This is a genomic window from Rhizobium sp. BK275, from assembly GCF_014193555.1.
In the GTDB taxonomy this organism is placed as follows: Bacteria; Pseudomonadota; Alphaproteobacteria; order Rhizobiales; family Rhizobiaceae; genus Rhizobium.
This window is the reverse complement of record NZ_JACHZL010000002.1, coordinates 552,021-578,067: the sequence shown is the minus strand read 5'-3', so window position 1 is coordinate 578,067 and position 26,047 is coordinate 552,021. Positions and strand designations below refer to the sequence as shown.

The following is a 26,047-nucleotide window of genomic DNA, read 5'->3' as shown; positions in this document are numbered from 1 at the left end:
CTCGCCATTAAAAGAATTCGATACTGGTCTCGGCGGGCTTCTGCGGAGCGGCGGGACGCTGCTCGAGAGCGACAGTTCTCTGGGTTTCGGCACCGGTCAGGGGGTATTGCCGGGCACGGCCGGACACCGGCCAATATTCGATCTTTCGTCCATGCTCACCGCCTGTGCTGGAGCTGACCACCGGAATGCCTTCATCCCGAAGGAACTGCATGGCGAAGGCTGCGTTCTGCTCGCCGACATTCGAGAATGTCGAGATCGTCTTCGCTCCTCCGAATATCTTGGCCTCCAGCCGGTCGCGCCGCGCGCCCTTTTTCAGGAGGCCGTTGATCAGCAGTTCCATGAGATGCACGCCGTAGCGCGTGGCATCGCCGCCGGTCATCGGGGTGTTGCCTGTCCCCGGCAGCAGGAAGTGGTTCATGCCGCCGACACCTGCGACGGGATCTCTGAGGCAGGCTGCCACGCACGAACCAAGGATGGTCGAAAGCACCGCATCCGGGTCGCTCAAGACCTTGTATTCACCCTGAATGATGTGCACGCGGCGGGCCGCACCCTCAGTGATCATTTCAGGGCTCCAAACACGGCTTCGATAGCCGCTTTCATCTTTTCGATGGTGAAGGGCTTCGCCAGAACGTTGTTTGCGCCGAGCTGGGCAGCTTTCGTCACCAGCGCACGGTCGCCCTGTGCGGTGAGGATGATGAAGGCCGCCTTTTTGGTGTTCGGATTGCTGCGCACGGCCTGCAGGAAGCCGATGCCGTCCATCTTCGGCATATTGAAATCCGAGATCACGAGGTGGTGGGGCTGCTCCGTCATGATCTTCATACCCTGCTCGCCGTCACCGGCAGCGGTGATCTGCTTGAAGCCGAGCTGCGTCAGTGCGTCGCTGAGCAGCAGGCGGCTGGTCACCTGATCGTCAACGATCAGAACTTTGATTTTCTCCGCGATCGACATTATTCGGTCCCTTCCTTTCGGGCGGCTGTCATTTTCAATATTTCCTCGCCGATGGCAGCCAGCGGAAGCTGCTGCTCAACTGCGCCAAGTTCGTAGGCAACTCTTGGCATTCCGTAAACAACGCAGGTTTTTTCGTTCTGACCGAGCGTTCTTGCCCCTGCGTGTCGCATTTTCAACAACCCGGCAGCCCCATCGCGACCCATGCCGGTGAGGATCACACCGACGGCATTGCGCCCGGCGAGTTCGGCAACCGAATCGAAGAGCACATCGACCGACGGGCGATGGCCATTGACCGGCCCCCGCTCGACCAATCGGCAGCAGGGCGCCGATGTATTCGAAACCTGCAGATGGCGCTCACCACCGGGCGCGAGGTAGACCTTGCCGATTTCCAGACGGGCGCCGTCGGTCGCTTCCTCCACGACCGGCGCACAGAGCCGGTTCAGCCGTTCGGCAAAGCTCCTGGTGAAGGTCGGCGGCATATGCTGGGTAATGACGGTCGGCGGGCAATTCGCCGGGAATTTCTGCAGCACGGCGATCAGGGCTTCCACGCCACCGGTCGAAGAACCGATCGCCACGATCTTGCGGCCGACGCGGAAGTCGGCGACTGCGGGTGGCGGCGTGACGGCAGCGGGCTTGGCCGGTTGGGCGAAGTTGCGCTGCGTGCGGGCGGCAGCCTTTACCTTCTCGGCAAGATCGCCGAAGGGGCGCGGCTCGCCCGGCTGCGGCTTGCCGACGCAATCGAAGGCACCGATTTCGAGAGCTGCAAGTGTCGCCTCCGCGCCGCGATGCGTCATGGTCGAGACCATGATCACCGGCATGGGCCGCAGGCGCATGATCTTTTCGAGGAAGTCGAGGCCGTTCATGTTCGGCATCTCGATATCCAGGGTGAGGACATCGGGGTTCAGCCGCTTGATCGCCTCGCGCGCCTCCAGGGCGTCGCCGGCCTGGCCTATGACGTTGACTTCGGGATCCGAACTCAGGACGGCCGCAATCAGGCCGCGCATGGTCGGCGAGTCGTCAACAACGAGTACTCTTGCCGGAGCGCTCATGCCTTCCTCCCGAGACCTTTGGTCGTATAGCGGTAGGTGGTGATACCGATATTGTCGAAGACGTGCTTGGCCTCGCCCGAGACGCGCTCGGAGTGGCCGATATAGAGATGGCCGCCCTCCGGCAGCAGGCCGGCGAAGCGCTGCCAGATCTTGATCTGCGTCGGCTCGTCGAAGTAGATGACGACATTGCGACAGAAGATGACGTCGAACTTGCCCTTGAATGGCCATTGGGCCATCAGGTTCAGCTCGTTGTAAGTGATGATGCGCTTCACGCGGTCGTCGACCTGGAACTTGCGGCGTCCCTGAATCTCGACCTCGGTAAACCATTGCTTACGCATGGCAGGCGAGACGGTTTCCAGCGCGTTCTCGTCGTAAGCGCCGGCCCGGGCGATTGCGAGGATCTTCGGATCGATATCGGTCGCGAGAATCTTGAAGTCGTAGTCGGCAACGTTCGGCATCATTGACAGAACGGTCAATGCGATCGAATAGGGCTCCTGCCCATCCGAGGACGCAGCCGACCAGATCCGGACACGGCCGCCGGCGCGCGCCCGGTTCAGAAGATCGGGCAGCACATGGTCGCGCAAGTGCTCGAAATGATGGTTTTCGCGGAAGAAGCGCGTGAAGTTCGTCGTCAGGTGCGACAGCATCTCGCGCCGGGCGGCAGCACCTGCCGGCGAGGCGACAAGCTCGCAATATTCGCGAAACCCTGAAAGGCCAAGGTTGCGGATGTGCTTCGACAGACGCGAATAGACCAGCGAGGCTTTCGTCTCGTTGAGATAGATTCCGGCATCCGCATAGATCATGGCGGCGATTTCCGAGAGGTCGCGGCGTGTCAGCGGGTATTCCCCGCTCGCCAGCACCTCATCGGTCGACTGCCTCTGATCTTTTACGCCCAGTACATTCATGCGGCTTCGCTTTCGGTCTCGGGGAATAGGGCTTCGAGTTCGATCAGGCAGATCATTCGCTTATCGATGGCGAGAATTCCCCGAGCGAACTGGCGCTCGAGGTCGGAGGAGACCTCGGGCGTCGGCTGGATATCGTCATCGGTGACGGTCAGAATGTCGGACACCGCGTCGACCAGGAGACCCACCACCTTGCGACGGACCTGGGCGACGATGATGACGTGGCGGGCACTCGGATCGGTCGGCTTCATGCCAAGTCGGCCCGACAGATCGACGATCGGCAACACCGCACCACGCAGGTTGATCACGCCTATCATATGGGATGGCGAATGCGGCATCGCGGTTGCCGGGGTCCAGCCCCGGATCTCGCGAACCGACATGATGTTCACGCAGAATTCCTGATCGCCAACACGAAATGCGATGAGTTCGCTTCCGCCCAGGGTCAGATTTTTTGCCGTGTACGACATTGCCCTTTACCCTGCTGCCGCCAAAGACATTTCCGCCTTGAGGGACTGACCGCGCGAGGCGCCGACGACCGCGTCCACGTCAAGGATGAGCGCCACGCGGCCGTCGCCGAGGATGGTCGCTGCGGCGATACCCGGAACGTGGGTGTAGTTCGCCTCGAGGCTCTTGATGACGACCTGACGCTGGCCCTGGATCGCATCGACCATGAGCGCACGCTGACCGCCGCCTTCGGATTCGACGAGAAGTGCGACACCTTCGACCGGATTGGCCTGGGTGGCACGGAAGTTCAGGATGCGACCGACATCGACCAGCGGGCAGAAGCTGTTGCGGATCGAGATCAGGCGATGGTTCGCACCGAAGGAGTGGATCGCGGCGGCTTCCGGCTGCAGCGTTTCGACGATGGCCGTCAGCGGCACGACCAGCGTCTGGCCGGCGACCGTGACCACCATGCCATCGAGAACGGCGAGCGTCAGCGGCAGGCTCATCGTGAAGACCGAGCCCTGGCCCGGCCTCGACGTGATGTTGATGCGGCCGCCGAGCGCCTGGATAGAGCGCTTGACGACGTCCATGCCGACACCACGGCCGGAGATGTCGGAGATCTTGTCTGCCGTGGAGAAGCCCGGAAGGAAGATCAGGTTGTCGATTTCCTCGTCCGAGAGATTGGCGTCGGCCGGGATGAGGTCATTCTGGATCGCCTTCTGGCGGACCTTCTCGCGGTTGATGCCGGCGCCATCGTCGGCAAGCTCGATCAGGATGCGACCCGAACGATGTTTAGCCGTGAGGCGGACCGTACCTTCGGTGTTCTTGCCGGCGGCGGCACGCTTTTCAGGCGTTTCGATACCGTGGTCGACGGCGTTGCGGATCATGTGGGTCAGCGGTTCGGCCAGCTTGTCGATGACCGTCTTGTCCACTTCGGTGTTTTCACCTTCGGTGATCAGGCGGATCGACTTGCCGGTCATGTCAGCGATTTCGCGAACGATACGCGACATGCGCTGGAAGACCGGCTTCACGGGCTGGGCACGGATCGCCATAACCGAGTCCTGGATCTCGCGGGTGAGCTGCTGCAGCTCTTCGAGACCCATATTGATCGACGAGGTGCCGGTCGTATCATTTTCGATGACGCTCTGGGAGAGCATCGCCTGGTTGATGACAAGCTCGCCGACGAGGTTGATCAGGCGGTCGACGCGATCGAGATCGACGCGGATCGTCTGGCCGGCGCTGGCAGCATTGTTCTGGGCTGCGGCACTTGCCGCTGCAGCGGCAGCGGCGGCGGCCGATTCCTTCTTTTCGACGCGGGCAGCGGCAGCAGCCATCTGCGTGACATTGGTCGCCGTTTCAGCGGCGGCAACGGCAGCAGCTGTGTCGCCAGCCTTGGTCTCGGCAGCGGCAGGCACTTCGGCGGCACCGCCATCGTCCAGGATCGAGAGATCGAACGGAACCGGGATCATCGGCAGTTCTTCATTGGTCTCGCCCGGCTTGCTGTCCTCTGCCGGCTTCACGGTCAGATCGCAATCCCATTCGGCGAATTCGAAGACCGAGCGGATGGCGTCTTCGCCCTTGTCCGTCTTGATCGTGATGTTCCAGAAGAAATAGGCGCCTTCCGGATCGAGCTCGTCGAGGCCCGGCAGGGCGTCGGTGTTGCAATAAATGCTCATCTCACCGAGGCGGGAGAGATCGCGCAGCAGGAGAGTGGCGTCGTTGCCCTTCGAATAGAGCTCGAAGCGCGGCTTGAAAGTGATCTCGTAAGCCGGCAGATCGACCGGCTTCTCTTCGCCGCCGAAATCATCGAAGGAGAAGGGGATCGGTTGGAAGCCGCTGTCGTCGGTCGGCTTGGGAGCCGGGGCTGCGGCAACCGCAGCGGGAGCGGCCTTCGGTGCCGGCTTCGGCGCGGGCGCCTCGGAGATTGCAGAGGGAGACGGCAGCTCACCATTGGCGAGCGCTTCCAGTTCCTTGACGAGGCCGCGGCTTCTGCTTTCGTCGACACTGCCGCCGTCGCGGGCAGCATTGGTCAGGTCGGCGAGCACGTCAGCCGACTTCAGCATGACCTTCAGGACGTCCTGGGTAGGCTCTAGCTTGTTGGAACGAACGCAATCAAGTGTGGTCTCAAAGACGTGGGCGAAGGCGACGAGGTCATCCAAGCCAAAGGCGCCGGCACCGCCCTTGATCGAATGCACCGCGCGGAATACCGCATTGACGGTTTCCGGATCGCGATCGCCATCATTCATTTTCAGGAGACCGGATTCCAGCTCAGCGAGCTGTTCCTCGCACTCCTGGAAAAAGATCTCTTTGATTTCGTTCATATCCATAGGAGCAAATCCTGGGCTTTAAGCGGTTACACGCTCGATGGCATCGATCAGCTTGGCGGGGTCGAAGGGCTTGACGATCCAGCCGGTGGCACCGGCCTGGCGGGCGCGGTTCTTCTTTTCCGCATCGCTTTCGGTCGTCAGCACCAGGATCGGAATCGCACGGTACTTCTCGTTGCGGCGCACACCTTCGATGAAGCCGAAACCGTCGAGGCGCGGCATGTTGATGTCGGTGACGATGACGTCGGGATTGGATTCCTCGAGAACCTCGAGGCCTTCAACACCGTCTTCAGCCTGGATCGTCTCGAAACCCGCATTGTTCAGCGTTACGAGAAGCATGTTTCGGATGGTGCGGGAATCGTCCACCGTCAGTACTTTTTTCTTCATTGCCGGATCTCCTTGGCAAGCAGATGGTCGATATCGACGCCAACCAGCTGCATGGTTTTTTGAAATGCGTCGGACACTTTCGAGAAGGTGATCGACTGCTTGTCCTGGTCCCAGGTCTTCTCGGCGGCCATCAGAACCTGGGCGCAAAGAGCGCCGACGCGTTCGACTGCTGAAGCATCGATCGCCAGAGGGTTTCCTCGCATCGAGAGAAGCTTGTCGCGCAATGCGGAAGCCTCATTGAGATCAAGAACCGCTGGCAACTCCAGCATCTTGGCACTCTTCTTTGCTGCCATCAGCTTTTCCTTGTCCCCTTATCCCCGACCCGCGAAAGCGAGCCGACGTCATAATCCGATAGGTTAGTAAACATTCCGCCCACCTCCGGCACTTGCGAGAGGCTGAGGCATGCTGAAATCGTCATTTTCGTAGTCGTCTTCGACCGCTTCCGGACGAGTTGCGATTGCAACCGTCCGGGAGGCGGAAACACGCACCTGCTGAGGCCAGGTTGCGTAGGCATTTTCCCGCGCGATGCGGAATTCGCGGATCGTCTGGCCGAGTTCCAGAATGACCGTATGGAGATGATCGGCGCCCTCAGCCGAACACTCCGCAAATCCGGCGTTGTCGGCCACTTCGCTGCCAAGGCCCTTAACGTCTGCGGTCACGGCTTCGAGACCGGCGGCGTGTTCGCCCGTCTCGCCCGCGATGCCCGCGATTGCGGCGTTGATGTCGGTTACCTGGCGGACGATGCTGGCAATCGAATCCTGCGTACGGCCGACCATCTGTACGCCGGCATCCACCTGCGTCTTAGTGGTGGTCACCAGCGTCTTGATTTCACGGGCGGCTTCGGCGGAGCGCTGGGCGAGCGCCCGCACTTCCTGGGCCACGACGGCGAAGCCGCGACCGGATTCGCCGGCGCGGGCGGCTTCGATGCCAGCGTTCAAAGCAAGCAGGTTCGTCTGGAAGGCAATCTCGTCGATCGCGCCGATGATCTGGCCGATCTTCTCCGCAGACTGTTCGATATCAGCCATGGCGCTGATGGCGCGGCCGACGACCTCGCCGCTTTCCTCGACGGCCGCACGCGTGGCGGCCGCGGCCTGTTCGGCAGCACGGCTGCCGGCTGCACCCTCGCGGACCCGCTCGGCGATGCCGGCAAGGGTGGCGGCGGAAAGCTGCAGGCGCCGGGCCTGACCGGAAGCATTGCCGGCGAAGCTGCGGGATGCGCCGGCGAGCGATTGCGTTGCGGCCTCTGCCTTCGCATTGCGTTCGGCAATCGCGGCAAATTCCGTCTGAAGATTGTCGAGCGCTGCGTTCAGCGCGGCGGCGATTTCGGTGTGAGCGCCATCGACCGGTGCGCGCGGCGTCAAGTCGCGGGCCGACAGGCCTTCGATGACATCGCTGAAGATGCGGGCGACTTCAACCTCGCCTTCGGCACGCTGATCGGCGAGTGCGCGCTGCTGCGTGGAACGCAGCGCATTAAAGCGCAGCGAGACGGCGATTTCCACGTCGACCATGACGATGCGGATGATTGAGGTCATCAGGTCGGTGATCTCGCGAGCACGCCGCTTGGCCGACGGCAGTACCGGGCGGCCGGCCAGCTCATCGGCCAGACCTGAAATCACGTGTTCCAGCATGACCCCGTGTCCGGCCACGTGCCAGCGGGGGTCAAGGCCGATCTTGCTTTCGGTGTCGGAGAGAACCTTGACCCGCTCCGCATAGAGGCTGTCGAAACGCGCATCCGTCAGCACATCCCAGTGCGAGGATTGCAGGTCGTGCAGCCGCTCAATCTGGCGTTCGCTTTCGAAATTACGGGCGGCATCCGGAAAGGACTGGAAACGATGGAAAAGATCGCGCAGGCCCGCCTTCAGATAGGCTTCGAGAGCCGGCCGGTTGCGGCGGACCATCTCGCACTGGTCTGGATCGAGGCCGGCAAAACGCAGGCGGTCGCGCAGGCTGCCTGCCTGTGTCCCCCGAGCCTGATCTGATGGCATATCCTGCCTCAACGCCTGTCCCCAACCACTTTCCGGGCGAAGCCCGGCCAAAAACTTTTGACGCTTCCGAAGAATGCAAGACGCAGGGACGGTCTTCGCCATCGGTCACGACCGATGGGCTAAAGCCTCCTGATCAGCAATTCTGTTTCGGAGCGGCCTGAAGAGATGGATACCGGATCAACCGGTACGGCGGGACGGCGTCATGCCTGGTGGGAACGAGTGCATCTTCCCATTCCGACGTGTAACCCAATGTTTATGGTTAATTCCTTGCTTGAAGGTTAATAACCCATTCCTGCCGATAGGTTTTGAAACAATTAGGCAGACTTCACATAGTAAATACTGGCGGGGAGTTGCATCGCTGCTACAAGGCACGCGCAAGCTCTATGTTATAGACCCGTTTTATAGAGCCTGACATGACGTCAACAAGGAAAGAGAAATGATAGTTCTCGGAATGGGTTCCTGCCTGATCGCCATCACGATCGCCGCAGCCGTTGCCCTCCTCGATGTGATCTCTGCACATCGCGACAACCGCACGCTTCGCGTCTTCTGAGAGGCCACCGCGCCTCAAGCCTCCGTTTACCTTTCCCGTTGGCAGTCCGGTACCGTTGGTGTATCGACACGCGCTCCTGTGTCAGCGGAAGTCAGCAATTTATGTCAGCTCGGACCGGCCTCATCATCATCATGGCGTTTACGATCTTCCGCATCGTGACGCTGCATTTCGATACGACGGACCTGTTCGTCGATGAGGCGCAATACTGGTTCTGGTCGCAGAATCTCGATTTCGGCTATTATTCCAAGCCGCCGATGATCGCGTGGGTGCTCAGGATTTTCACCGAGCTTGCCGGCTCCAGCGACATCTACTGGCTGCGGCTTCCCGGTCCCCTCTTCCACATGGCGACCGCACTGGTGCTGATGAAGATGGCGAAGCGCTTCATCGGACCTGAGATCGAAGGCTGGGTCGGCGCGACCTATATCACGCTGCCGGCGGTTGCGCTTTCTTCGGTGTTCTTCTCCACCGACGTCATTCTGCTCTTCTTCATCGCCGTTGCGCTCGCTGTCTATTTCGAACTGACGCAGCGCCGCTCGATCGGACTGGCTCTTCTGATGGGTCTCGGCGTCGGGCTGGCTTTCCTCACGAAATATGCCGTGCTCTTCCTCGTGCCGGGCGGTGCGATCGCGATGCTGCTCATTCCGGCGGCGCGGATTTCCGTGCGCGATTTCATCATCGCGGTTGTTACTTCGGCGATTGTCGCCTTCCCGAACCTCTGGTGGAACCTTCAGAACAATAATACGACGGTGCGCCACACGCAGGATATCGCCCACTGGAGCGATCTCGGCATCGATCTTCGCGGTGGCCTGGAATTCTTTTCCGCGCAGTTCGGCGTCGTCGGCCCGATCGTCTTCTTCGCCATGCTCTGGGCCGTCTGGAACATGATCCGCGGCCGGAGCGAGCCACGCGAGAAGATACTCGTCTGGCTGTCGATTCCGGTCGTGTTGCTCATTACCCTGCAGGCGACCGTTGCCAAGGCCTATGCCAATTGGGCCGTCACGGCCTATGTGGCGGGCATCGTGCTGGCTGTCTGGCTGCTTGACCGCCTGTGGCCGAAGGGTCTCAGAACCTCGCTCTGGATCAATGGTGTCGCCTGCCTGCTCTTCCCCTTCGCGACGATTTTCTCGCACCAGCTGGTGCTGCCGAACGGCAAAGAGGTGATGGAGCGCTATCTCGGCCGTGCCGAGGTAAGCCGTGCGGCTGCCGATCTTGCCGCACAGGCCGGAGCCGGCATCATCGTCACCGACAACAGGGACATGGTCGCCGATCTCTTCCACACGCTGAGAGCCGCACCCTACAAGATCTATGCCCGCCCGCCGGCCGGCCTGCCGGACAGCTATTACGAACAGGAATTTGCGCTCCCGGCCGATACCGCGGGGCAGGTTCTGTTCCTGACCTCCAAGCCGCTGAGTTGCGCGAACGAAACGCCGGAAATGCTGAAAACCTGGCAGCCGGAAAAAGGCAACTATAGGGGCGATACGATCTATGTCTATAAGGTCGGTACGGCCTGCCTGATGCAGCCCTAAGGCGGCTTAATTCACGGGACCGGGGAGGCAGAGGCCGGTTCCGCCGCCTTCTATTTCGATAAATTTTACGCCGCCCTCCTCGAAGGCACGGCGTAGCTGCGCGTCCGTCGCACGATGGATTTCGTGGTGACGGCCTTCATAGTCGCGTATCGTGCTACGGGAGACGGCAGCCTTCTCGGCGAGATCCGCTTGCGTCCAATCAAGCAGACCACGAGCCGCGCGGCACAAAGCGGGCGTCAGAATTGTTTCTTTTGCGCCTTGACCCATAATTTCAAACCACCCATATTGGTCAATATAGATCATATATGTCATGTTTTGAACAGGATTTCCAGACCGGGAGAGAGCGATGCCCCACGATACGCCTTTGATTTCGACGATCGTCGGCGGCCTCGTGCTGGCATTTATCCTGGGCGCGATCGCCAATCGCCTGCGCCTGCCTCCTCTCGTCGGATATCTCGTCGCAGGCGTTCTCGTTGGTCCGCATACGCCGGGTTTCGTTGCAGATCAGAGCCTTGCGCCTGAGCTTGCGGAAATCGGCGTCATCCTGCTTATGTTCGGCGTCGGCCTGCATTTCTCCCTCAAGGACCTGCTTTCCGTGCGCGGCATCGCGGTGCCGGGTGCGGTTGTGCAGATCGGCTTTGCCACACTGCTCGGCTGGGGTCTTGGCGCTTTCATGGGGTGGCCGACGGGCGGCAGCCTCGTGTTCGGCCTAGCGCTTTCAGTCGCCTCGACGGTCGTGCTCCTGAAAGCCCTGCAGGAGCGGCGTCTCATCGAGACAGAGCGTGGGCGTATCGCCGTCGGATGGCTGATCGTCGAAGACCTTGCCATGGTGCTCGCGCTGGTTCTCATCCCGGCAGCCGCCAGCATCACCGGCGATGGTCATGGCCCGGTCGAGCCTCTCTCCGCGGGCCTCAACCGGCTTTTCGGCCTCGATCTCGGCGTCGGCGGCATTATCGCCATGACACTGGTCAAAGTGGCTCTGTTCGTCGCCCTGATGCTGGTCTTCGGCCGCAAGCTCATCCCCTGGACCATGCACCGCATCGCTCATACCGGTTCGCGCGAACTCTTCCGTCTCGGCGTGCTGGCAATCGCGCTCGGCGTCGCCTTCGGAGCGTCCAAGCTTTTCGGCGTGTCGCTGGCGCTCGGTGCCTTCTTTGCCGGCATGGTTCTCTCCGAAAGCGAACTCAGCCACCGCGCCGCCCAGGAAAGCCTGCCGCTTCGCGATGCTTTCGCCGTACTCTTCTTCGTTTCCGTCGGCATGCTCTTCGATCCGAATATCCTGATCGAACGGCCTCTGCCGGTTCTGGCGACCATCTTCATCATCATTATCGGCAAATCGGTCGCCGCCTTCCTGATCGTCCTTCTTTTCAAAAAGCCGGTCAGCACGGCGCTGACGATTTCGGCGAGTCTCGGGCAGATCGGTGAATTCTCCTTCATCCTTGCCGCGCTCGGCGTCGAACTCGGTCTGTTGCCGGCGGAAGGGCGCGACCTGATCCTTGCCGGCGCAATCATCTCGATCATTCTCAACCCGCTGCTCTTCTTCGTGTGCGACCGTATGCGGCCATTGCTGGAACGATCCAAGCACGAAGAGCCGGCGCCGGAAGCAGTTGCTCCGGCAGCCGATACCGGGCTCACGCATACAGAGGAACAGGCCGATACGGACCACGTCCATCCGACCGCTCTCAGCGGCCATGCGATCCTCGTCGGTTATGGCCGCGTCGGTAGCATTGTCGGCCAGAATCTCAAGTCATCGGGCACGCCTTTCCTCGTCATCGAGGATTCCGACAAGCGCATTACCGAACTGCGGAGCCAGGGTACCGAAGTGCTCTCGGGCAATGCTGTCGTCCGCGAAACGCTCGACCTCGCCAATCTCGCCGGCGCGCGCAGCCTCGTCATCGCCATTCCGAACGCTTTCGAAGCCTGTCGCATCGCCGAGCAGGGCCGCACCATCAATCCATCGATCCTGATCGTCGCACGTGCCCATTCCGACGCTGAGGTGGACGAACTGCGGCAATACGGCGCCGACACTGTGATCATGGGCGAGCGGGAAATTGCGCTTGGCATGGTTGACCGGCTCGCTCAAGTGCATCATGACAGTGGACCCTATGAAGACGGACCTTCGGCTGGTACAATCGTGCCGTCGGTGGAGCCTCCGCCTGAAAGAGAATGAGAGATTGCCGCGCCTTTGAGCCGATTTGGGAGTGAAATCGCAGAGACAGGGGAGACGGTGCTGGAAGAGCGCCGTCTGGCAAGCCGTATTGCCGCTTCCGTCGTCGTTGCGATCGTCGCCTATCTTGGCCTGCTCTTCGGTGGCAATATCGTCATCGGCCCTTCATCGGCGCCGAACAGCCTGTCTTCCTCCAGCCGGGATTCGCAGCAGACGCAGGTGACTGCGCGCGATGCCATTCGCGGCCTGCTGATCAGCGACCGCAAGGTGGCGCCGAAGCAGCAGCTCCACGATGCCGGCCCGGCATCGCTGAATGCCGCACCCGCACTGCAATTCGCCAACTGGCGCCGAGCCGCTCCGGCCCCTGAATTCGAGGCCCCGCTGCGCCCTGTCGTGGCCGGGGCTCACCAGCCCCGAGCACCGCCGCAGGTTGCCTGAATCACGTCGCCTTCGGGCGCTTCTGATCCAATAGACATGTAGACATGCCGCAGCGCGGTTGCGCCGGCCCAAGCATTATCCAAGGACTTAAAACATGCGCAATTCACCATGGCTGGTGTTCACCTATACGGTGATCATCGTGCTCGGCCTGTTGATCGCCCTGCCGAACGCGCTGCCGCAGAGCGTGCTGCAGCGTATCCCCTCCTGGCTGCCGCACAGCCAGGTCTCCCTTGGCCTCGACCTTCGTGGCGGCTCGCATCTCGTGCTTGAGGTGGACGAAGCCGACCTCACCAAGGAGCGCCTGAATTCGCTCCTGCAGGACGCACGCCGCGTATTGCGTGAAAAGAATATCCAGCCGAAATCTGTCGTCCGCAACAACAACAACATCGTTGTCTCGCTCGCCGACCCGTCGCAGAGCGATGCGGCCGTCACCCAGCTTCGCACCCTTGGCAACGTGATCTCCAGCGGCATCAGTGCCGGCCAATCCGACCTTGCGGTCACGGCCGACGGCGGCAATATCACTATCGGCTTCTCGCCGGCCGGTATTGCAACCAATGTCGACAATGCGGTCGCGCAGAGCCTTGAAGTCATCCGCCAGCGCGTCGACCAGGTCGGCGTTGCCGAGCCGACGATCCAGCGCATCGGCGCCAACCGCATTCTCGTGCAGCTTCCGGGCGCCCAGGATCCGTCCCGCCTTCGCGAACTTCTCGGCTCTACTGCCAAAATGTCCTTCCACATGCTCGCCCCGAACGGCCAGGCCGGTCCGGGTGTGACGATCATGAAGGATGACGAAGGCAACTCCTATCCGGTTCTCGATCGCGTCGAGATTTCCGGCGACCGCCTCTCGGATGCCCGCGTCAGCTTCGACCAAAGCCAGCAGCCGGTCGTCACCTTCCGCTTCGACAGCGCCGGTGCGACCCGCTTTGCTGATATCACCCGCCAGAACGTCGGCAATCCCTTCGCGATCGTGCTTGACGACAAAGTGCTGAGCGCACCTGTCATCCGCGAGCCGATCACCGGTGGTTCGGGCCAGATCTCCGGCAACTTCACCACCGACAGCGCCAACACGCTGGCGGCCATGCTGCGTGCCGGCGCCCTGCCCGCCAAGCTGACCGTGATCGAAGAGCGCACCGTCGGCGCCGACCTCGGAGCGGATGCGATCCGCATGGGCCTCTATGCCGGTATCGTCGGCTTCGTGCTCGTCGCCGGCTTCATCTTCGTGCTCTACGGTGCATGGGGCATCCTCGCGAACACTGCGCTTCTCATCCACACGATCCTGACCTTCTCGGCGCTGACGCTTGTCGGCGCGACATTGACCCTGCCCGGCATCGCCGGCGTCGTGCTCGGCATCGGCCTCGCGGTCGACGCGAACGTCCTGATCAACGAACGCATCCGTGAAGAGACGCGCAAGGGCAAGAGCGCCTTTGCGGCCATCGACACCGGCTTCCGCCGCGCCTACTCGACTATCATCGACGGCAACATGACGGCGCTGATCGCTGCGGCCATCCTGTTCTGGTTCGGCTCCGGCCCGGTTCGCGGCTTTGCGGTGACCATGGCGCTCGGCCTGATCATCTCGATGTTCACCTCGGTCGCCTTCGTGCGCGTCACGATGATCGAGATCACCCGCCGCCGTAAGCTGAAGACGATCAACATCAAGCCGCTGTTCCCCTTCTTCAGCCCCTACGACAAGCATATCGAGTTCATGAAGGCGCGGTTCTTCGGCGTTACCGTTTCCGCGCTGCTGTCGATCGCTTCGATCGCCCTCTTCATTTATCCGGGCCTCAACTACGGCGTCGACTTCCGCGGTGGTATCCAGATGTCGGTGAAGACACAGGACGCTGCCGATCTCGGCCGCTTCCGCGAGGGTCTGAATGGCCTCGGCCTCGGCGAAGTGGCGCTGCAGTCCTTCGGCGACAACAACACCATGCTGGTGCGCGCGCAGCGCCAGGACGGTGGCGAAGAAGCCCAGACGGCAGCCGTCACCAAGCTCAAGGCTGAGATCGTCAAGATCGACCCGTCAGCGACCGTCACCGGCACCGACGTCATCGGCCCGAAGGTCAGTGGCGAGCTTGCCTGGGCCGGCATCCTGTCGGTCGTCATCGCCAGCCTGGCGATGCTGTTCTACATCTGGTACCGCTTCGAATGGCCGTTCGCAGTCGGCGCCATCGTCACCCTCATACTCGATGTGACCAAGGCGATCGGCTTCTTCGCGCTGACGGGGCTGGACTTCAACCTGACGGCAATCGCGGCGATCCTGACGCTGGTCGGCTACTCGGTGAACGACAAGGTGGTCGTTTACGACCGCATGCGTGAGAACATGCGCCTCTACAAGTCGATGCCGCTGCGTGAGATCATCGACAAATCGATCAACGAGACGTTGGCACGAAGCCTCTACACCAACGCGACGGCCTTCCTTGCCCTGTTGCCGATGGCGATCTGGGGCGGCAGCGCGGTTGAAAGCTTCGCGATACCGATGGTCTTCGGCATTCTCGTCGCCGCTGCATCCTCGGTCTTCATTGCGGCGCCGATCCTGCTCTTCCTCGGCGACTGGCGCCGCCGCCATGCCAAGGCGGTTGCGGCTTCCAACGACGCAGCCGTCGAAATCATTCCGCCGGACGCAGGCCAGCCGCGCAAGACGGCAGGCTAAAAGGTCGACATACGTGGACTTGGAGAGGGCGCCGGTTGCACAGCCGGCGCCCTCTTTCTATGTTTGGTTCAAAGAGATCGGGAGCACCGCCAAATGTCTTCCAAGCCGACGGCGAAAAAGCCGGAAACCGGTTCCACCGTGAATCCGGAGGAGCGTATCAAGCGCTTCCTCGCGACTGCCTCGCACGACCTGCAATCGCCGCTCCGCCATATCGCCATGTATGCGGAAATGCTGCTCGACGATCTGGAACCGATGCTGGACAGCGAACAGCTGCAGAGCCTCAGGGCGATCATCGATAAGGCCCAGACGGCACAGCGGCTCACCAAGGCATTGATGAGCCTGGCGGGAACGGGTCCGCAGATCGCTATCGGCGACGTCCACCTCACCGATATTGCGCGGGATGCCTGGAAGCAGGTGCTCGAGGAATTTCCCGCCAACGGCGCGACACTTGCTGCGGACAATCTACCCGTTATCCGCAGCGATGCCGCACTTCTGACCATTGTTCTGAAGCACCTCTTCTCCAATGCCCTGACTTATCAGGGCGCCACAGCGCCGCATGTCACCGTGACGGCAGCACGGGAAAGTGCGGACTGGCGTATCATCATTTCCGATAACGGCTGCGGCATCGAGCCGGCCTATCAGGAGAAGATCTTCGATGCGTTCTGGAAGCTGCCGAAGGCCGGCAGCGTACCCGGAGCGGGGCTGGGTCTGACGACCACCCGCGAACTGCTCGGCGCGCTCGGCGGTGATATCAGGCTAGATCATTCCGATGAGAGCGGCAGCCGCTTTGCGATCCGTCTGCCGACCTGAGGATAAAGCGTGCCGCAATCTTTCAGGTTCGCGTACCACGCTTTAACTCTTGGTCTTACGCATGTCGTGATCGCAAAACCGCTGCACACTTTTGCGGGACGCGCGTCAGGCGCTGTAATCGTCCTTCCAGAAATCCGGCACGTCATAGGTCACGTATTCGCGGATGATGTGCTGCAGGGTCTGCACGTCGATCTCATCCTTGCCGATGCGGAAGTCGACGCCGTAATCTGGGAATTCCTGGAAATAATTGCCTGATATATCGGTCGAGATGACACCGATCGGACCGGTATAGCCGATGCCCCTGAGCTCGGGCACGGTCTCGCGAAAGTCTGCATTCGGCAGCAGACGGTTGTCGAGAAGGATGAGGTCGAAGCGGCTGGCCTTCACCTTGTCGAGCGCATCGCCGATCGATTGGGAATATTCGACATCGACACGCGGTTCGGAGAGATCTGCGATCTTTTTCTTGAGCGAACGGAATTCGATGAACTCGTCATCGACGAACAATACCTTCACTGCATTCCTGCGCGTTGCTTCCGCACTCATCGCTTCATCTTTCCCCGACATGAAACCGGCTCATGAAACCAGACCGTTTCGCAGCGCAATCGCCACCATATGAACGCGGTTGACGGCCCCAAGTTTCCGGACTGCAGCGGTGATATGCGAATTGACCGTATGTTCCGAAAGGCCGAGGATGATGGCGATCTCCGCGGAGGTCTTGCCCTCGCTCGTCCATTTGACGATTTCGGTTTCGCGCTGCGTGAGCCGACCGGACATTTCCTGCGTCAGGATTTCCTCATACAGCTTATCGAAGATGCGCATGGCGTCGAGCAGGACATCCGCCACCTCGCCCTGGTCTGGCTCCTGGCACTGGCCACTGAGCACCAGACAGTAACGACGCCCCTCTGGCGTGAACAGCGGGATGAAAAGGAATGTGCTGCCGCTGAATTCATTTAAGACGAGGTCCGACGGATAGCCTTCTATTACAGCACTTTTCCCGTGAACCGGCGTCGTCAAAAACTGAGCCGTCCGCGCCTTGGCAGTTCCGAGCGCTTCCTTGAGGGTCTTGACAAAGAGGCTCATGCGCCGTTCGGCGACATTGGTAATCACAACCTCGCGCGCTCCGAAGGGAGCTGCAGCTTCCGAGATGCGCGCCAGGGTAAAATTATCGAAATTGTAATGCTGTGCGGCCGCCTTCAGCAGGCGAAAAAAATCCGTGCGATTGATGGCCCGGCTAAGTTCCGGACCAGCATGAAAAGGAACTGCGGCAGCACTGGTCATTCCCACTCTTCCTCCTTCCCCCAATTATCAGTCCGCCGGTCCCGAAATCTTGGGATATACGTCCTAAACGCGAACGGTTACAAAAATTGCGAGACAGTTGATGACCGACGACGAAAACAGGGGCTTTTCGATATGTCAGGCGGAAACATCTCAACTACAGGTGATGCACAGGACAGTTTACGCGAATAGTGCTCTTACCTAGGGGTCCTAATCTTTCCGTATTCAACATCCATGGATGCGGAAGACAGTGCCAGAAGTAAGCGCGGAGAGCCGGTCGGCCCATTCAGCTAAGGGGTTGGCTGACGTTCGTGGCGGCGAACACGGATCGGGCGGCTCTCTTAGCGCTTTTTGGTTTTCTTCTCTTCGGTTGCATCTTGAAATGCACTGTCAGGCTTGTCAATTGCGCTTTCTTGCATTCACATGACGCGCCGTGCATGCAGTCAAGGCACCCTTGCCGCAATCATAGATTGCTGACAATTCCGACAAGATCCAGTGGCTTCTCAAGATAGAAATCGGCACCGGCAGCAAGCGCCCGTTCACGGTCCTCCACCGCATCCGAACCGCTGCAGATGCCGAGCTGCATGGCTGAAAAGCGGCCGTCCCGCCGCAGTCGCGCGATCAGTCCGCTGCCGCTGTCGAGCGGCATGTAGAGATCGGCGACCAGTATATCCGGCACGCCTTCACCTGCTTCCAGACGCCCCTCAAGCGCCTCGAATGCAGCCTGCGCGGTGGAAAAGCAGAATAGATCAACATCCACTTGCTGTTTCTTTCGGATATAGTCGAGATAGAAGAGGTCATCCCTGCTATCGTCAACGTAAAACAAGGTCGGCATCTGACACCACAATCCGGATATTGTTTCGCTCGTCCTGCACTGTCCTTCGTTGGGACATTAACGCCACTTCACTAAAATTCGATATCGGCCTTCAGGGATTTGCTGTCGAATAAGCGCGTTTCGCGCAACAATCTGCCTATTGAGTATTCGGCTATTTCGGAAAAGATGGCTTGCCAGGAAGGACATGACAAGGAGGTGGTGCACGTGCGGGATACCGCTATATCAGGATGGGACGGGACCGAAAGCGGACGTTACCGCATGGTCGCGCTCGTCATCGGCTGCCTGCTGGTCCTGCTCGGTCTGACCGCGCTGACCGGGTGGCTGCTGGAGGCCGAGATCATCATCTCGATCATGCCGGGCTTTCCGTCCATGGCGTTCAATACCGCCATCTGTTTCGTGCTGTCGGGTATCGGGCTTGCCACGTCGATGGGGACAGGCAAGCGCTACCGCTTCGTGCCCGTCATTGCCTGCAGCCTTGCGGCTCTTCTTCCCGCGGTGCGCCTGACGGAGATCATCACGCTCGGCCGCACGATTCACAATGTCGATGTGTTCCTGACGCAGTTTCTCATCTCTCCAAGCTTCGTCGAACAAATCGGCGGCGGCATGGGGCCGAACACGGCGTTGATCTTCCTGATATCAAATCTCTCCATTCTTTTTGCTCTCTATGAGAGGGAGTCGCGCGGTCAGCTCGTACAGGAACTCACCAGCTATATCGCGATCACGCTCGGCATGATCGCGCTTGCCGGATACATCACCGATGCCGAACAGGGGTATCGCTGGGGTCCCTATGCCGCGATGGCGCTGCATACGGCTATCGGCCTGGTGGCTTTCGGCTGCGGGCTTCTGGCCAGATCCTGGTGGATGTTGCCGACCAACAGGGCGCAAATCCCCCTGTGGATACCGGCAACGATCTGTTTTACCGGCCTCATCGTCGATCTCTATACGCCGCTCGGCGTGGCAAACGGCATTCTCTATGTCCCGCTCGTACTGACAGCGCTCTGGTTTGGCAATCGCAACGCCCCGATCTTCTTCGCTTTCGTCTGCACTGTCCTGATCCTGCTCGGCTTCTTTGCCGTCAACCATTCACAGGACGAATATTGGCGGGAGGCCACCAACCGCTCGATCACGTCAGCGACGCTCTGGCTGGTTGCCATTTTCGTTTTCTATTTCATGCGCAATAGCCAGCATCTTGAGACCGAGCGCATCCGCTTCAGCGCGCTGGTACGCAATACGCCTGATGCAGTGATCGCCATCGACGAGGCGGGGCGGATCACGAGCTTCAATTCCGCCGCCGAGACCATGTTCGGCTACACACCGCTGGAGGCAATCGGCAACAACATCAAGATGCTGATGCCGGAACCCTATCATTCCGAACATGACGCCTATCTCGGCAATTATCGGCGCACTGGCGAGGAACGCATCATCGGCACGACGCGCATGGTCTCCGGCCGGCGCAAGAACGGTGTGGTCTTCCCTATCGACCTCTCGGTCAGCGCCGTCGTTGCCGGCTCAGGCAAGACCTTCGTCGGCATCGTGCGCGACATCAGCGAGCGCGTGCGGCAGGAAGAGCGGATGAAGACGACACTTGCACAGCTCGAGGAATACACGGCCGATCTCGAACGCTCCAATCACGATCTCGACGAGTTTGCTTATATTGCCTCGCACGATCTCAAGGAGCCGCTGCGCGGCCTGCACAATCATTCCCGTTTCTTGCTGGAAGATTATGAAGACAAGCTCGACGAAGACGGCGTGCGCCGGCTCAATCGGCTGGTTCGCCTCAGCCAGCGCATGGAAAAGCTCGTCAACGATCTTCTCTATTTTTCGCGAATCGGCCGCCAGCAACTCGCCGTCAAGCGAACCGATATCGGCTCGATCGTCCGCGATGTCGTGTCCACCATGGAGCTTCTTCTGGAGGAGCGGCATGCGAAAGTCGTCATCGACGGCGTGTTGCCAGAGGTCATCTGCGATGCCCCTCGTGTGACCGAGGTGTTTCGCAACCTCATCACAAATGCCGTCAAATATAACGACAAGCCCCTGCCGCTCGTCAGCATCGGCTATCTGGAACATTATGCCGGCAAAGATGGAACGACGGCACGCAACGTCTTCTATGTGAAAGACAATGGCAAAGGCATACCCCAACAGTTCTACGATGATATTTTCCGCATTTTCAAACGGCTCGAAAAATCGCAGGATTCCGACGACGGCACCGGCGCCGGGCTTACTTTCGTGCGCAAGATCATCGGGCGTCACAATGGCGAGATATGGCTGGAATCCGAAGTCGGCACCGGCACGACATTCTATTTCACTCTGGGAAGGAAGCGCGAGGGGCAGAATGCAGCAGCGTGACACGCAACCGATCCTCATCGTCGAGGACAGCGAGGACGATTTCGAAGCGACGATGCGCGCCTTCAAGCGCACCAATCTGCGCAACCCCATCCGCCGGGCCGCTTCCGGCCAGGAAGCCCTCAATATACTCGCAACCATGGCGCCGAAACCCGGCCTCATCCTGCTCGACCTCAACATGCCGGGCCTCGACGGGCGCAAGACGCTGGAGGCGATCAAGTCCAACGCGCATTGGCGCAAAATCCCGGTCGTGATCCTCACGACATCGGACGACGAGCGCGACGTCGAAGGCTGCTATGCGCTCGGCGCCAATACATATGTACAGAAGCCGGTCGATCTCGACGGGCTGTTTGCCGCCATCCAGCGGCTCAAGGAATACTGGTTCGAAATCGCGATCCTGCCTTTAGAGGACTGACGTTTGGCGGAAGACTGCAGCGTTCTGATCATCGATGACAGCATAGACGACCGGGAAGCCTATCGCCGCATGCTGGGGCGCGTTTCCGGCACGAACTATACCGTCATCGAGGCCGAGAGTGGTGATGAAGGTCTCACCCTCAACAGCCAGAGGCGCCCTCACTGTATCTTGCTCGACTATTCGCTTCCCGGCCGCGACGGCCTTGGCGTGCTCTCTGAGATCCTCGCCCAAGATGCCGCCACCAATGTCGTAATGCTGACCGGCCAGGGCAACGAGACTGTCGCAGTCGAGGTTATGAAGGGCGGCGCGCGTGACTACCTCACCAAGGATTCGTTGTCACCCGAGACGCTGCATCGCTGCATCCAGAACGCCCTCATGCATGGCGCGCTGGAGGCAAAACTGGAGCAGAAACGGCAATCGCTGGAGATCTTCACCCGCGCGATGGCACATGATCTCAAGGAGCCGCTGCGAACGATCAAATCCTTCAGCCGCATCCTGCATGGCTCAGCCGAACTGCCGAGCGAAGACCGCGAGCTGCTCGATTATATCCTGAGCGCCGCCGATCATATGGAAGACCTTATCGTCAAGGTATCGGGCTTCACGAGGCTGGAGGTTTCGAGCGAGCTCGAGCTCAAGCCGGTTTCGCTGTCGGCCGTGCTCGATCAGGTGGAGCACAATCTGCATCAACAGATCGAAAGCCGACAGGCGATCATTATCCGCGGCCGATTGCCGGAGGTGATGGGCGATGCGACGCTGCTCATCCAGCTTTTGCAAAACCTCGTGTCCAACGCGATCCGCTATTGTGGGGATACGGTTCCGGAAGTGCGCATTTCGGCCATGGCAGACAGGGGGACATGCCGCCTGACTGTCGGCGACAATGGACCGGGCATCGCCCCCGATCATCGTGAGCTGATCTTCCAACCGTTCAAGCGTCTCGTCGGCCGCGGCATCGAAGGCACGGGGCTCGGGCTTGCGATCTGCCGGCGCATCGCACAGCTGCACGGCGGCTCCATCTGGTGCGAGGCTAAGACCGGCAGAGGTGCCACCTTCCTGCTCGAAGTACCGCTCGCGGAGATATCAGGCAAACAGCCGGTCGCCAGTGAACAGCCGCAGGCGGTAAAAACATCCGGCCATACGGGCGAAGGAAGCGGCCGGCTCGCCGAAGTGCTGCTGGTGGAAGACAGCCCGGCCGATATCCAGCTTCTGAAGATCAAGCTGATGCGGCGCGAGAAGGTGAGTTTCAACCTGCATGTGGCAACCAATGGCCGAGAGGCGATGCAGCTTCTGGAGCGGCGCGCCAGCGTTCCCGACGAGCCGCAGATCGACCTGATGCTGCTCGACATCAACATGCCGATCATGGATGGTTTCGAAGTGCTGAACGCGCTCTCAGCCGATCAGCGGCTGAGCCGGATTCCGGTCTGCGTGCTCAGCACGTCAAGCGACGAAGGCGACATGCAACGGGCAAAAGAGCTTGGCGCGCTCGCCTATATGATCAAGCCGCCGACGGTGCAGCAACTCGAAGAAGCATTGGAGGAGGTCGACACGCTGGAGCTCCTGCCGCGCGGTGATGCACTTGTGCTTTTTGCGGAACAAAATTAGGGAAAAGGCCATTGGCAACGGCATGACGCTAGCAACGACCCTCATACTCTCGCTCCTGGCCTCTTTTCAATTCGGGCTTTCATCCATGGCTTCAGGCATACACCATATCACGCTGATCACCCGCAAGGTGCAGGCGAATGTGGATTTCTACGCCGGATTCCTCGGCATGCGGCTCGTCAAACAAACGGCCGGTTTCGAAGACGCCACACAGCTTCATCTCTTCTATGGCGATGCCGAGGGCACTCCGGGCTCACTCGTCACCTTTCTCGTCTGGGAGGACGGCGCACCAGGCCGCGCCGGCTACGGCCAGATCAACGAGGTGTCGCTGGCGATCGATCCGACCAGTATCGGTTACTGGCTGACGCGTGCCATGCGCTTCGGCTTCCGCTCGGAAGGCCCTGCGGACGAGTTCGGCGAGCCGGTGCTGCGGCTGAAGGATCCTGACAATGTCATCGTCAAGCTTGCCGGCGCCAAGGATCTGAAATCGCCGGCTGCCTGGGATGGCGGCGATGTGCCGGTCGAGCATGCCGCGCAGCGCGTGCGCGGCGCGACCCTGCTGACCGAAAGGCCAGCCGAGAGCCGTCATTTCATCGAAAGCCATTTCGGCTACAGGTTCCAGGCAAATCGCGGCACGATCGACCGCCTCGTCTCGCAGTCGGGAGACGTCATCGACGTGCGCGATGCGCGCGGCTTCTGGTCCGGCGCGCCGGGTACCGGGACGGTCGACCACGTGGCTTTCCGCGCAGATGACGACGAAGCCGTGCTCGCCGTTCAAAAGGCGCTTGAAAACGAAAACGCCTCGGCGACCAATCTGCACGATCGCAAATACTTTCGCTCGCTCTATGCCCGTGAGCCCGGCGGCACGCTTATAGAGCTTGCCACCAACCAGCCGGGCATGATGGTGGATGAGCCGAAGGCCACACTCGGAACCAAGCTCTTCGTCCCGCCGAAGGATTCGATCACCAATCTCAGTGATCTGAAGGTCGTGCTGCCGCAGTTTTCCATGCCCGGCAAACCGCGCATCAATTATCGCGATCTGCCCTTCGTCCATCGTTTCTATACCCCGCCCGATCCGGACGGCAGCGTCTTCGTGCTGCTGCACGGCTCCGGCGGCAACGAGACGACACTGATGCCGCTGCTGAACAAGGTTGCTCCACGCGCCACCCTTCTCGGTGTGCGCGGCCGCGCGACCGAGGAAGGGTTCCCGCGCTGGTACAAGCGCATCACGCCTTTCTCCTTCGACCAGGACGACATCAAGAACGAGGCCGAGGCTTTCGCCGCTTTCATCGAAGGCGCCGTCAAATCCTATGGTCTCGATCCGAAGAAGGTCGTCTATGTCGGCTACTCGAACGGCGCGAATCTTCTGAATTCGCTGCTCTACCTGCACCCCAACCTGGTGCACAAGGCCGTGCTGCTACGTTCCATGCCGGTGCTCACCGCCTATCCGCATGCCGACCTGAAAGGCACGGACCTGCTCGTCATCAGCGGCAAGATGGACGCTTACGGCAAATATGCGAACGAGCTGCAAGAGCGGCTGAAGACGTCGGGCGCGACCGTCGATTCCGACATCATCCCAGGCGGTCACGATCTGGGCGATGCCGACGTGCCGATCATTCAAAAATGGCTGCTGCAGAAAAACAAACTGCAGGAAACCCAATAGCCTACCAGTGGAAGCTATCTGGGCATGATGCCGGAACGGCATCCAATATCGGCGTTGCGTTACGATCGATCCCGTAAAGCCTTGCAAAACCGGCGTCTTTTAGAAGACGGATACCCGCTGGCATGACGTCGCCGACATTCTGATCGACGGCATCGGCGTTGACGACCAGAATGAAATCGAACTTGCTGCGCCAGTCGACCAGATAGGGCGTGAAGCTGGCGGCTTCCGCCATCAGACCTGGACAGGACAGCACGCCGGTCGAAAAGAGATTTCCTTCCGGTACCGAGCGATCCGACCAGGATGGACGGACGGCAAGAGGCTGCTTACCCTGCGCGCTGAAGAGCGTCGGGACAAAAGCATGCGCCAGTGGAACGGCCAATGTCGGCAGATGCCGGAACGTATCCTGGCTGAATGCATAGTGCCGCTGATCCGGCTTTATGTCGCCAGGAGCAGACTCGTGCTGCAGCGGCAGGATCGCAGCGCCCGAGGGAACGGCTTCCAGTACTTTCTCGACGCTTGCAACATCGGCCTGGCCTCGCCACCAGTTATAGCCGATCCAGAGGGTCCGGCCGAAGACAGCGACATTCAGCACAAGGAACAGGATCACGGCCCGCCGCCGGCCGATCTTTTGAAAGGGGCAGATCATCACCATGCCGACAAGAGCGGCCATGATGGGAAAGCGCCAGCTTATCCATCCCGTGCCGAAGGCATGAAGCGGCGAAAGGATGGACAGGGCAAGCAGGCCTGCAGCCGTGACCACAAGACCTGCGTGGACGCGCAGGCTTTTCCCGGTAAGCGCTCTGCTGCAAACGAGCAGGATCGGCACGAGAAAAATCGCGTCGACGAATGCAACATAGGTCCAGATGGCCGAGAGCAGATTGGAAATCAGCAGTATCGGGCTGTCGTTCCAGGTCGCCATGATATCACCGGCCTGGCTTCCGGGAAGATCGGCAGCGGTCAGCGCCAGCGCCGCTGGTGACAGCAAGCAGGCTATTATCGCCGCCGCGAGCTTGCCGATAAGGCGCAGCATGGCCTGGCGTGAATTCAGCACATCGAAGCGCCAGGAAAATTCCAGCCCGCAGATAATCGCAAGAAAGAAGCCCGCGGAAAATAAGTGGACGAGGGTGAGCAGCAGTGAAACCGCCACCCGCCACAGGAAGAGCCTGGCCGCAGAACCGGGCAGCAGTCGGTGATCCACCGTTGCAAACAGCAATGCGAGGCCGAGGCCGATCTGGAAATTGATGAAACCGCCGATCAGCGTGGCGCACCAGGCGAGGTAGAGCATGCCGATCTGCCAATAGTGGCTGCCGCCAAACAGGCGACGATGCAGCACGATGGCGCCTGATGGAGGCAGGACAATCGCCAGGAACAGCAGGGCGCGGGCGAGCAGCGCAACGCCGATAACGGGACCGATGAAGCGGGCGAGCAGGTCGATGCCGACATTGGTGAAGGTGCGGTTCCACTCGATCGTGTAGATTTCGGGAAATGGTGCTTCCTTTATGCCGCCAGCAAGCAACCACATGCGGGCATAATGGTTCGCATAGTCGAGCAGTGGCGGAAATTTGAAGAGGCTGACAAGGATGGCGACAAGGACCATGAAGAAGACCAAAGGCGCCGTCGACGCCTGCCGGACAGCGACGTCCTGCGGCTTTTCCGCCCTATGGACCTCCACTGAAAATATCTGATCAAGGTTCGCCATAGCCAATCCTGTCCGAACTCCGGGACAGGTCTAACAGCCAATGG

23 protein-coding genes are annotated in these 26,047 nt (G+C 60.4%); 9 read left to right on the top strand and 14 right to left on the bottom strand.

The annotated features are described in order from the left end of the window. Window positions 1-7: 7 nt before the first annotated feature. From cheD to FHT82_RS08700, 9 genes are all read right to left on the bottom strand, one after another. The gene (cheD, locus tag FHT82_RS08740) at window positions 8-562 is read right to left on the bottom strand and encodes a chemoreceptor glutamine deamidase CheD (RefSeq protein ID WP_112541540.1); all 555 of its coding nucleotides are present in this window, start codon (window positions 560-562) and stop codon (window positions 8-10) included. Further along, window positions 559-948 carry a response regulator gene (locus FHT82_RS08735; protein WP_183728521.1) on the bottom strand — a complete coding sequence of 130 codons (390 nt, stop codon included), beginning with the start codon at window positions 946-948 and terminating at the stop codon, window positions 559-561. The genes cheD and FHT82_RS08735 overlap by 4 nt, the downstream gene beginning before the upstream one ends. Further along, on the bottom strand, window positions 948-1,997 hold the full coding sequence (cheB, locus tag FHT82_RS08730) for a protein-glutamate O-methylesterase CheB (RefSeq protein ID WP_183728518.1): 1,050 nt from the start codon (window positions 1,995-1,997) through the stop codon (window positions 948-950). The genes FHT82_RS08735 and cheB overlap by 1 nt, the downstream gene beginning before the upstream one ends. Continuing rightward, on the bottom strand, window positions 1,994-2,902 hold the full coding sequence (gene cheR, locus FHT82_RS08725; RefSeq protein WP_183728516.1) for a protein-glutamate O-methyltransferase CheR: 909 nt from the start codon (window positions 2,900-2,902) through the stop codon (window positions 1,994-1,996). The genes cheB and cheR overlap by 4 nt, the downstream gene beginning before the upstream one ends. Beyond that, window positions 2,899-3,366, bottom strand: a complete 468-nt coding sequence (locus FHT82_RS08720; protein WP_183728513.1) for a chemotaxis protein CheW — start codon at window positions 3,364-3,366, stop codon at window positions 2,899-2,901. The genes cheR and FHT82_RS08720 overlap by 4 nt, the downstream gene beginning before the upstream one ends. Window positions 3,367-3,372: 6 nt before the next feature. Next, window positions 3,373-5,670, bottom strand: a complete 2,298-nt coding sequence (locus FHT82_RS08715; protein ID WP_183728510.1) for a chemotaxis protein CheA — start codon at window positions 5,668-5,670, stop codon at window positions 3,373-3,375. A gap of 18 nt (window positions 5,671-5,688) precedes the next feature. Then, complete coding sequence (cheY1, locus tag FHT82_RS08710; protein WP_003570362.1) at window positions 5,689-6,054, bottom strand: chemotaxis response regulator CheY1; 366 nt, start codon at window positions 6,052-6,054, stop codon at window positions 5,689-5,691. Then, window positions 6,051-6,347, bottom strand: a complete 297-nt coding sequence (locus FHT82_RS08705; protein WP_183728507.1) for an STAS domain-containing protein — start codon at window positions 6,345-6,347, stop codon at window positions 6,051-6,053. Before FHT82_RS08705 ends, cheY1 begins: the two co-directional genes overlap by 4 nt. A 63-nt stretch (window positions 6,348-6,410) precedes the next feature. Then, entirely contained in the window at window positions 6,411-8,039 is a 1,629-nt protein-coding gene (locus tag FHT82_RS08700) for a globin-coupled sensor protein (RefSeq protein ID WP_183728504.1), read from the bottom strand. Between the two features lie 651 nt (window positions 8,040-8,690). On the opposite strand from FHT82_RS08700, the gene FHT82_RS08695 reads away from it, so the two are divergent. Continuing rightward, a complete protein-coding gene (locus FHT82_RS08695) occupies window positions 8,691-10,115 on the top strand; it encodes a glycosyltransferase family 39 protein (RefSeq protein ID WP_183728501.1) in 1,425 nt (474 codons plus the stop codon). Between the two features lie 6 nt (window positions 10,116-10,121). On the opposite strand, the gene FHT82_RS08690 is transcribed toward FHT82_RS08695, so the two are convergent. Then, window positions 10,122-10,427: a helix-turn-helix domain-containing protein gene (locus tag FHT82_RS08690; protein ID WP_183728498.1), complete on the bottom strand. Its 306-nt coding sequence runs from the start codon at window positions 10,425-10,427 to the stop codon at window positions 10,122-10,124. A 34-nt stretch (window positions 10,428-10,461) separates the two neighbouring features. On the opposite strand from FHT82_RS08690, the gene ybaL reads away from it, so the two are divergent. From ybaL to FHT82_RS08670, 4 genes are all read left to right on the top strand, one after another. Next, window positions 10,462-12,285: a YbaL family putative K(+) efflux transporter gene (gene ybaL / locus FHT82_RS08685; protein ID WP_183728496.1), complete on the top strand. Its 1,824-nt coding sequence runs from the start codon at window positions 10,462-10,464 to the stop codon at window positions 12,283-12,285. Window positions 12,286-12,300: 15 nt separating this feature from the next. Continuing rightward, window positions 12,301-12,720: a hypothetical protein gene (locus FHT82_RS08680; RefSeq protein ID WP_183728494.1), complete on the top strand. Its 420-nt coding sequence runs from the start codon at window positions 12,301-12,303 to the stop codon at window positions 12,718-12,720. 94 nt (window positions 12,721-12,814) lie between these two features. Next, window positions 12,815-15,367: a protein translocase subunit SecD gene (gene secD / locus FHT82_RS08675; RefSeq protein WP_183728491.1), complete on the top strand. Its 2,553-nt coding sequence runs from the start codon at window positions 12,815-12,817 to the stop codon at window positions 15,365-15,367. Between the two features lie 93 nt (window positions 15,368-15,460). Beyond that, the gene (locus tag FHT82_RS08670; protein WP_183728488.1) at window positions 15,461-16,177 is read left to right on the top strand and encodes a HAMP domain-containing sensor histidine kinase; all 717 of its coding nucleotides are present in this window, start codon (window positions 15,461-15,463) and stop codon (window positions 16,175-16,177) included. Between the two features lie 105 nt (window positions 16,178-16,282). Here FHT82_RS08670 and FHT82_RS08665 read toward each other — a convergent pair whose 3' ends face one another. From FHT82_RS08665 to FHT82_RS08655, 3 genes are all read right to left on the bottom strand, one after another. Beyond that, complete coding sequence (locus FHT82_RS08665) at window positions 16,283-16,720, bottom strand: response regulator (RefSeq protein ID WP_183729219.1); 438 nt, start codon at window positions 16,718-16,720, stop codon at window positions 16,283-16,285. 30 nt (window positions 16,721-16,750) lie between these two features. Continuing rightward, window positions 16,751-17,455: a helix-turn-helix transcriptional regulator gene (locus tag FHT82_RS08660; RefSeq protein ID WP_183728485.1), complete on the bottom strand. Its 705-nt coding sequence runs from the start codon at window positions 17,453-17,455 to the stop codon at window positions 16,751-16,753. Between the two features lie 460 nt (window positions 17,456-17,915). Beyond that, window positions 17,916-18,287 (bottom strand): response regulator, encoded by a 372-nt coding sequence (locus tag FHT82_RS08655; RefSeq protein ID WP_183728482.1) that lies wholly within the window; start codon window positions 18,285-18,287, stop codon window positions 17,916-17,918. A 258-nt stretch (window positions 18,288-18,545) separates the two neighbouring features. On the opposite strand from FHT82_RS08655, the gene FHT82_RS08650 reads away from it, so the two are divergent. The 4 genes from FHT82_RS08650 (at window position 18,546) to FHT82_RS08635 (ending at window position 24,304) form a co-directional block, all read left to right on the top strand. Continuing rightward, on the top strand, window positions 18,546-20,633 hold the full coding sequence (locus tag FHT82_RS08650; RefSeq protein WP_183729215.1) for a PAS domain-containing sensor histidine kinase: 2,088 nt from the start codon (window positions 18,546-18,548) through the stop codon (window positions 20,631-20,633). Next, the gene (locus FHT82_RS08645; protein WP_183728479.1) at window positions 20,620-21,045 is read left to right on the top strand and encodes a response regulator; all 426 of its coding nucleotides are present in this window, start codon (window positions 20,620-20,622) and stop codon (window positions 21,043-21,045) included. The genes FHT82_RS08650 and FHT82_RS08645 overlap by 14 nt, the downstream gene beginning before the upstream one ends. A 3-nt stretch (window positions 21,046-21,048) precedes the next feature. Continuing rightward, window positions 21,049-22,644 (top strand): response regulator, encoded by a 1,596-nt coding sequence (locus FHT82_RS08640; RefSeq protein WP_183728476.1) that lies wholly within the window; start codon window positions 21,049-21,051, stop codon window positions 22,642-22,644. 85 nt (window positions 22,645-22,729) lie between these two features. Continuing rightward, window positions 22,730-24,304: a VOC family protein gene (locus tag FHT82_RS08635; RefSeq protein WP_183728473.1), complete on the top strand. Its 1,575-nt coding sequence runs from the start codon at window positions 22,730-22,732 to the stop codon at window positions 24,302-24,304. A gap of 1 nt (window position 24,305) precedes the next feature. On the opposite strand, the gene FHT82_RS08630 is transcribed toward FHT82_RS08635, so the two are convergent. Then, window positions 24,306-26,003, bottom strand: coding sequence for a hypothetical protein (locus FHT82_RS08630; RefSeq protein WP_183728471.1), 1,698 nt, complete (start codon window positions 26,001-26,003; stop codon window positions 24,306-24,308). Between the last annotated feature and the right edge of the window lie 44 nt (window positions 26,004-26,047).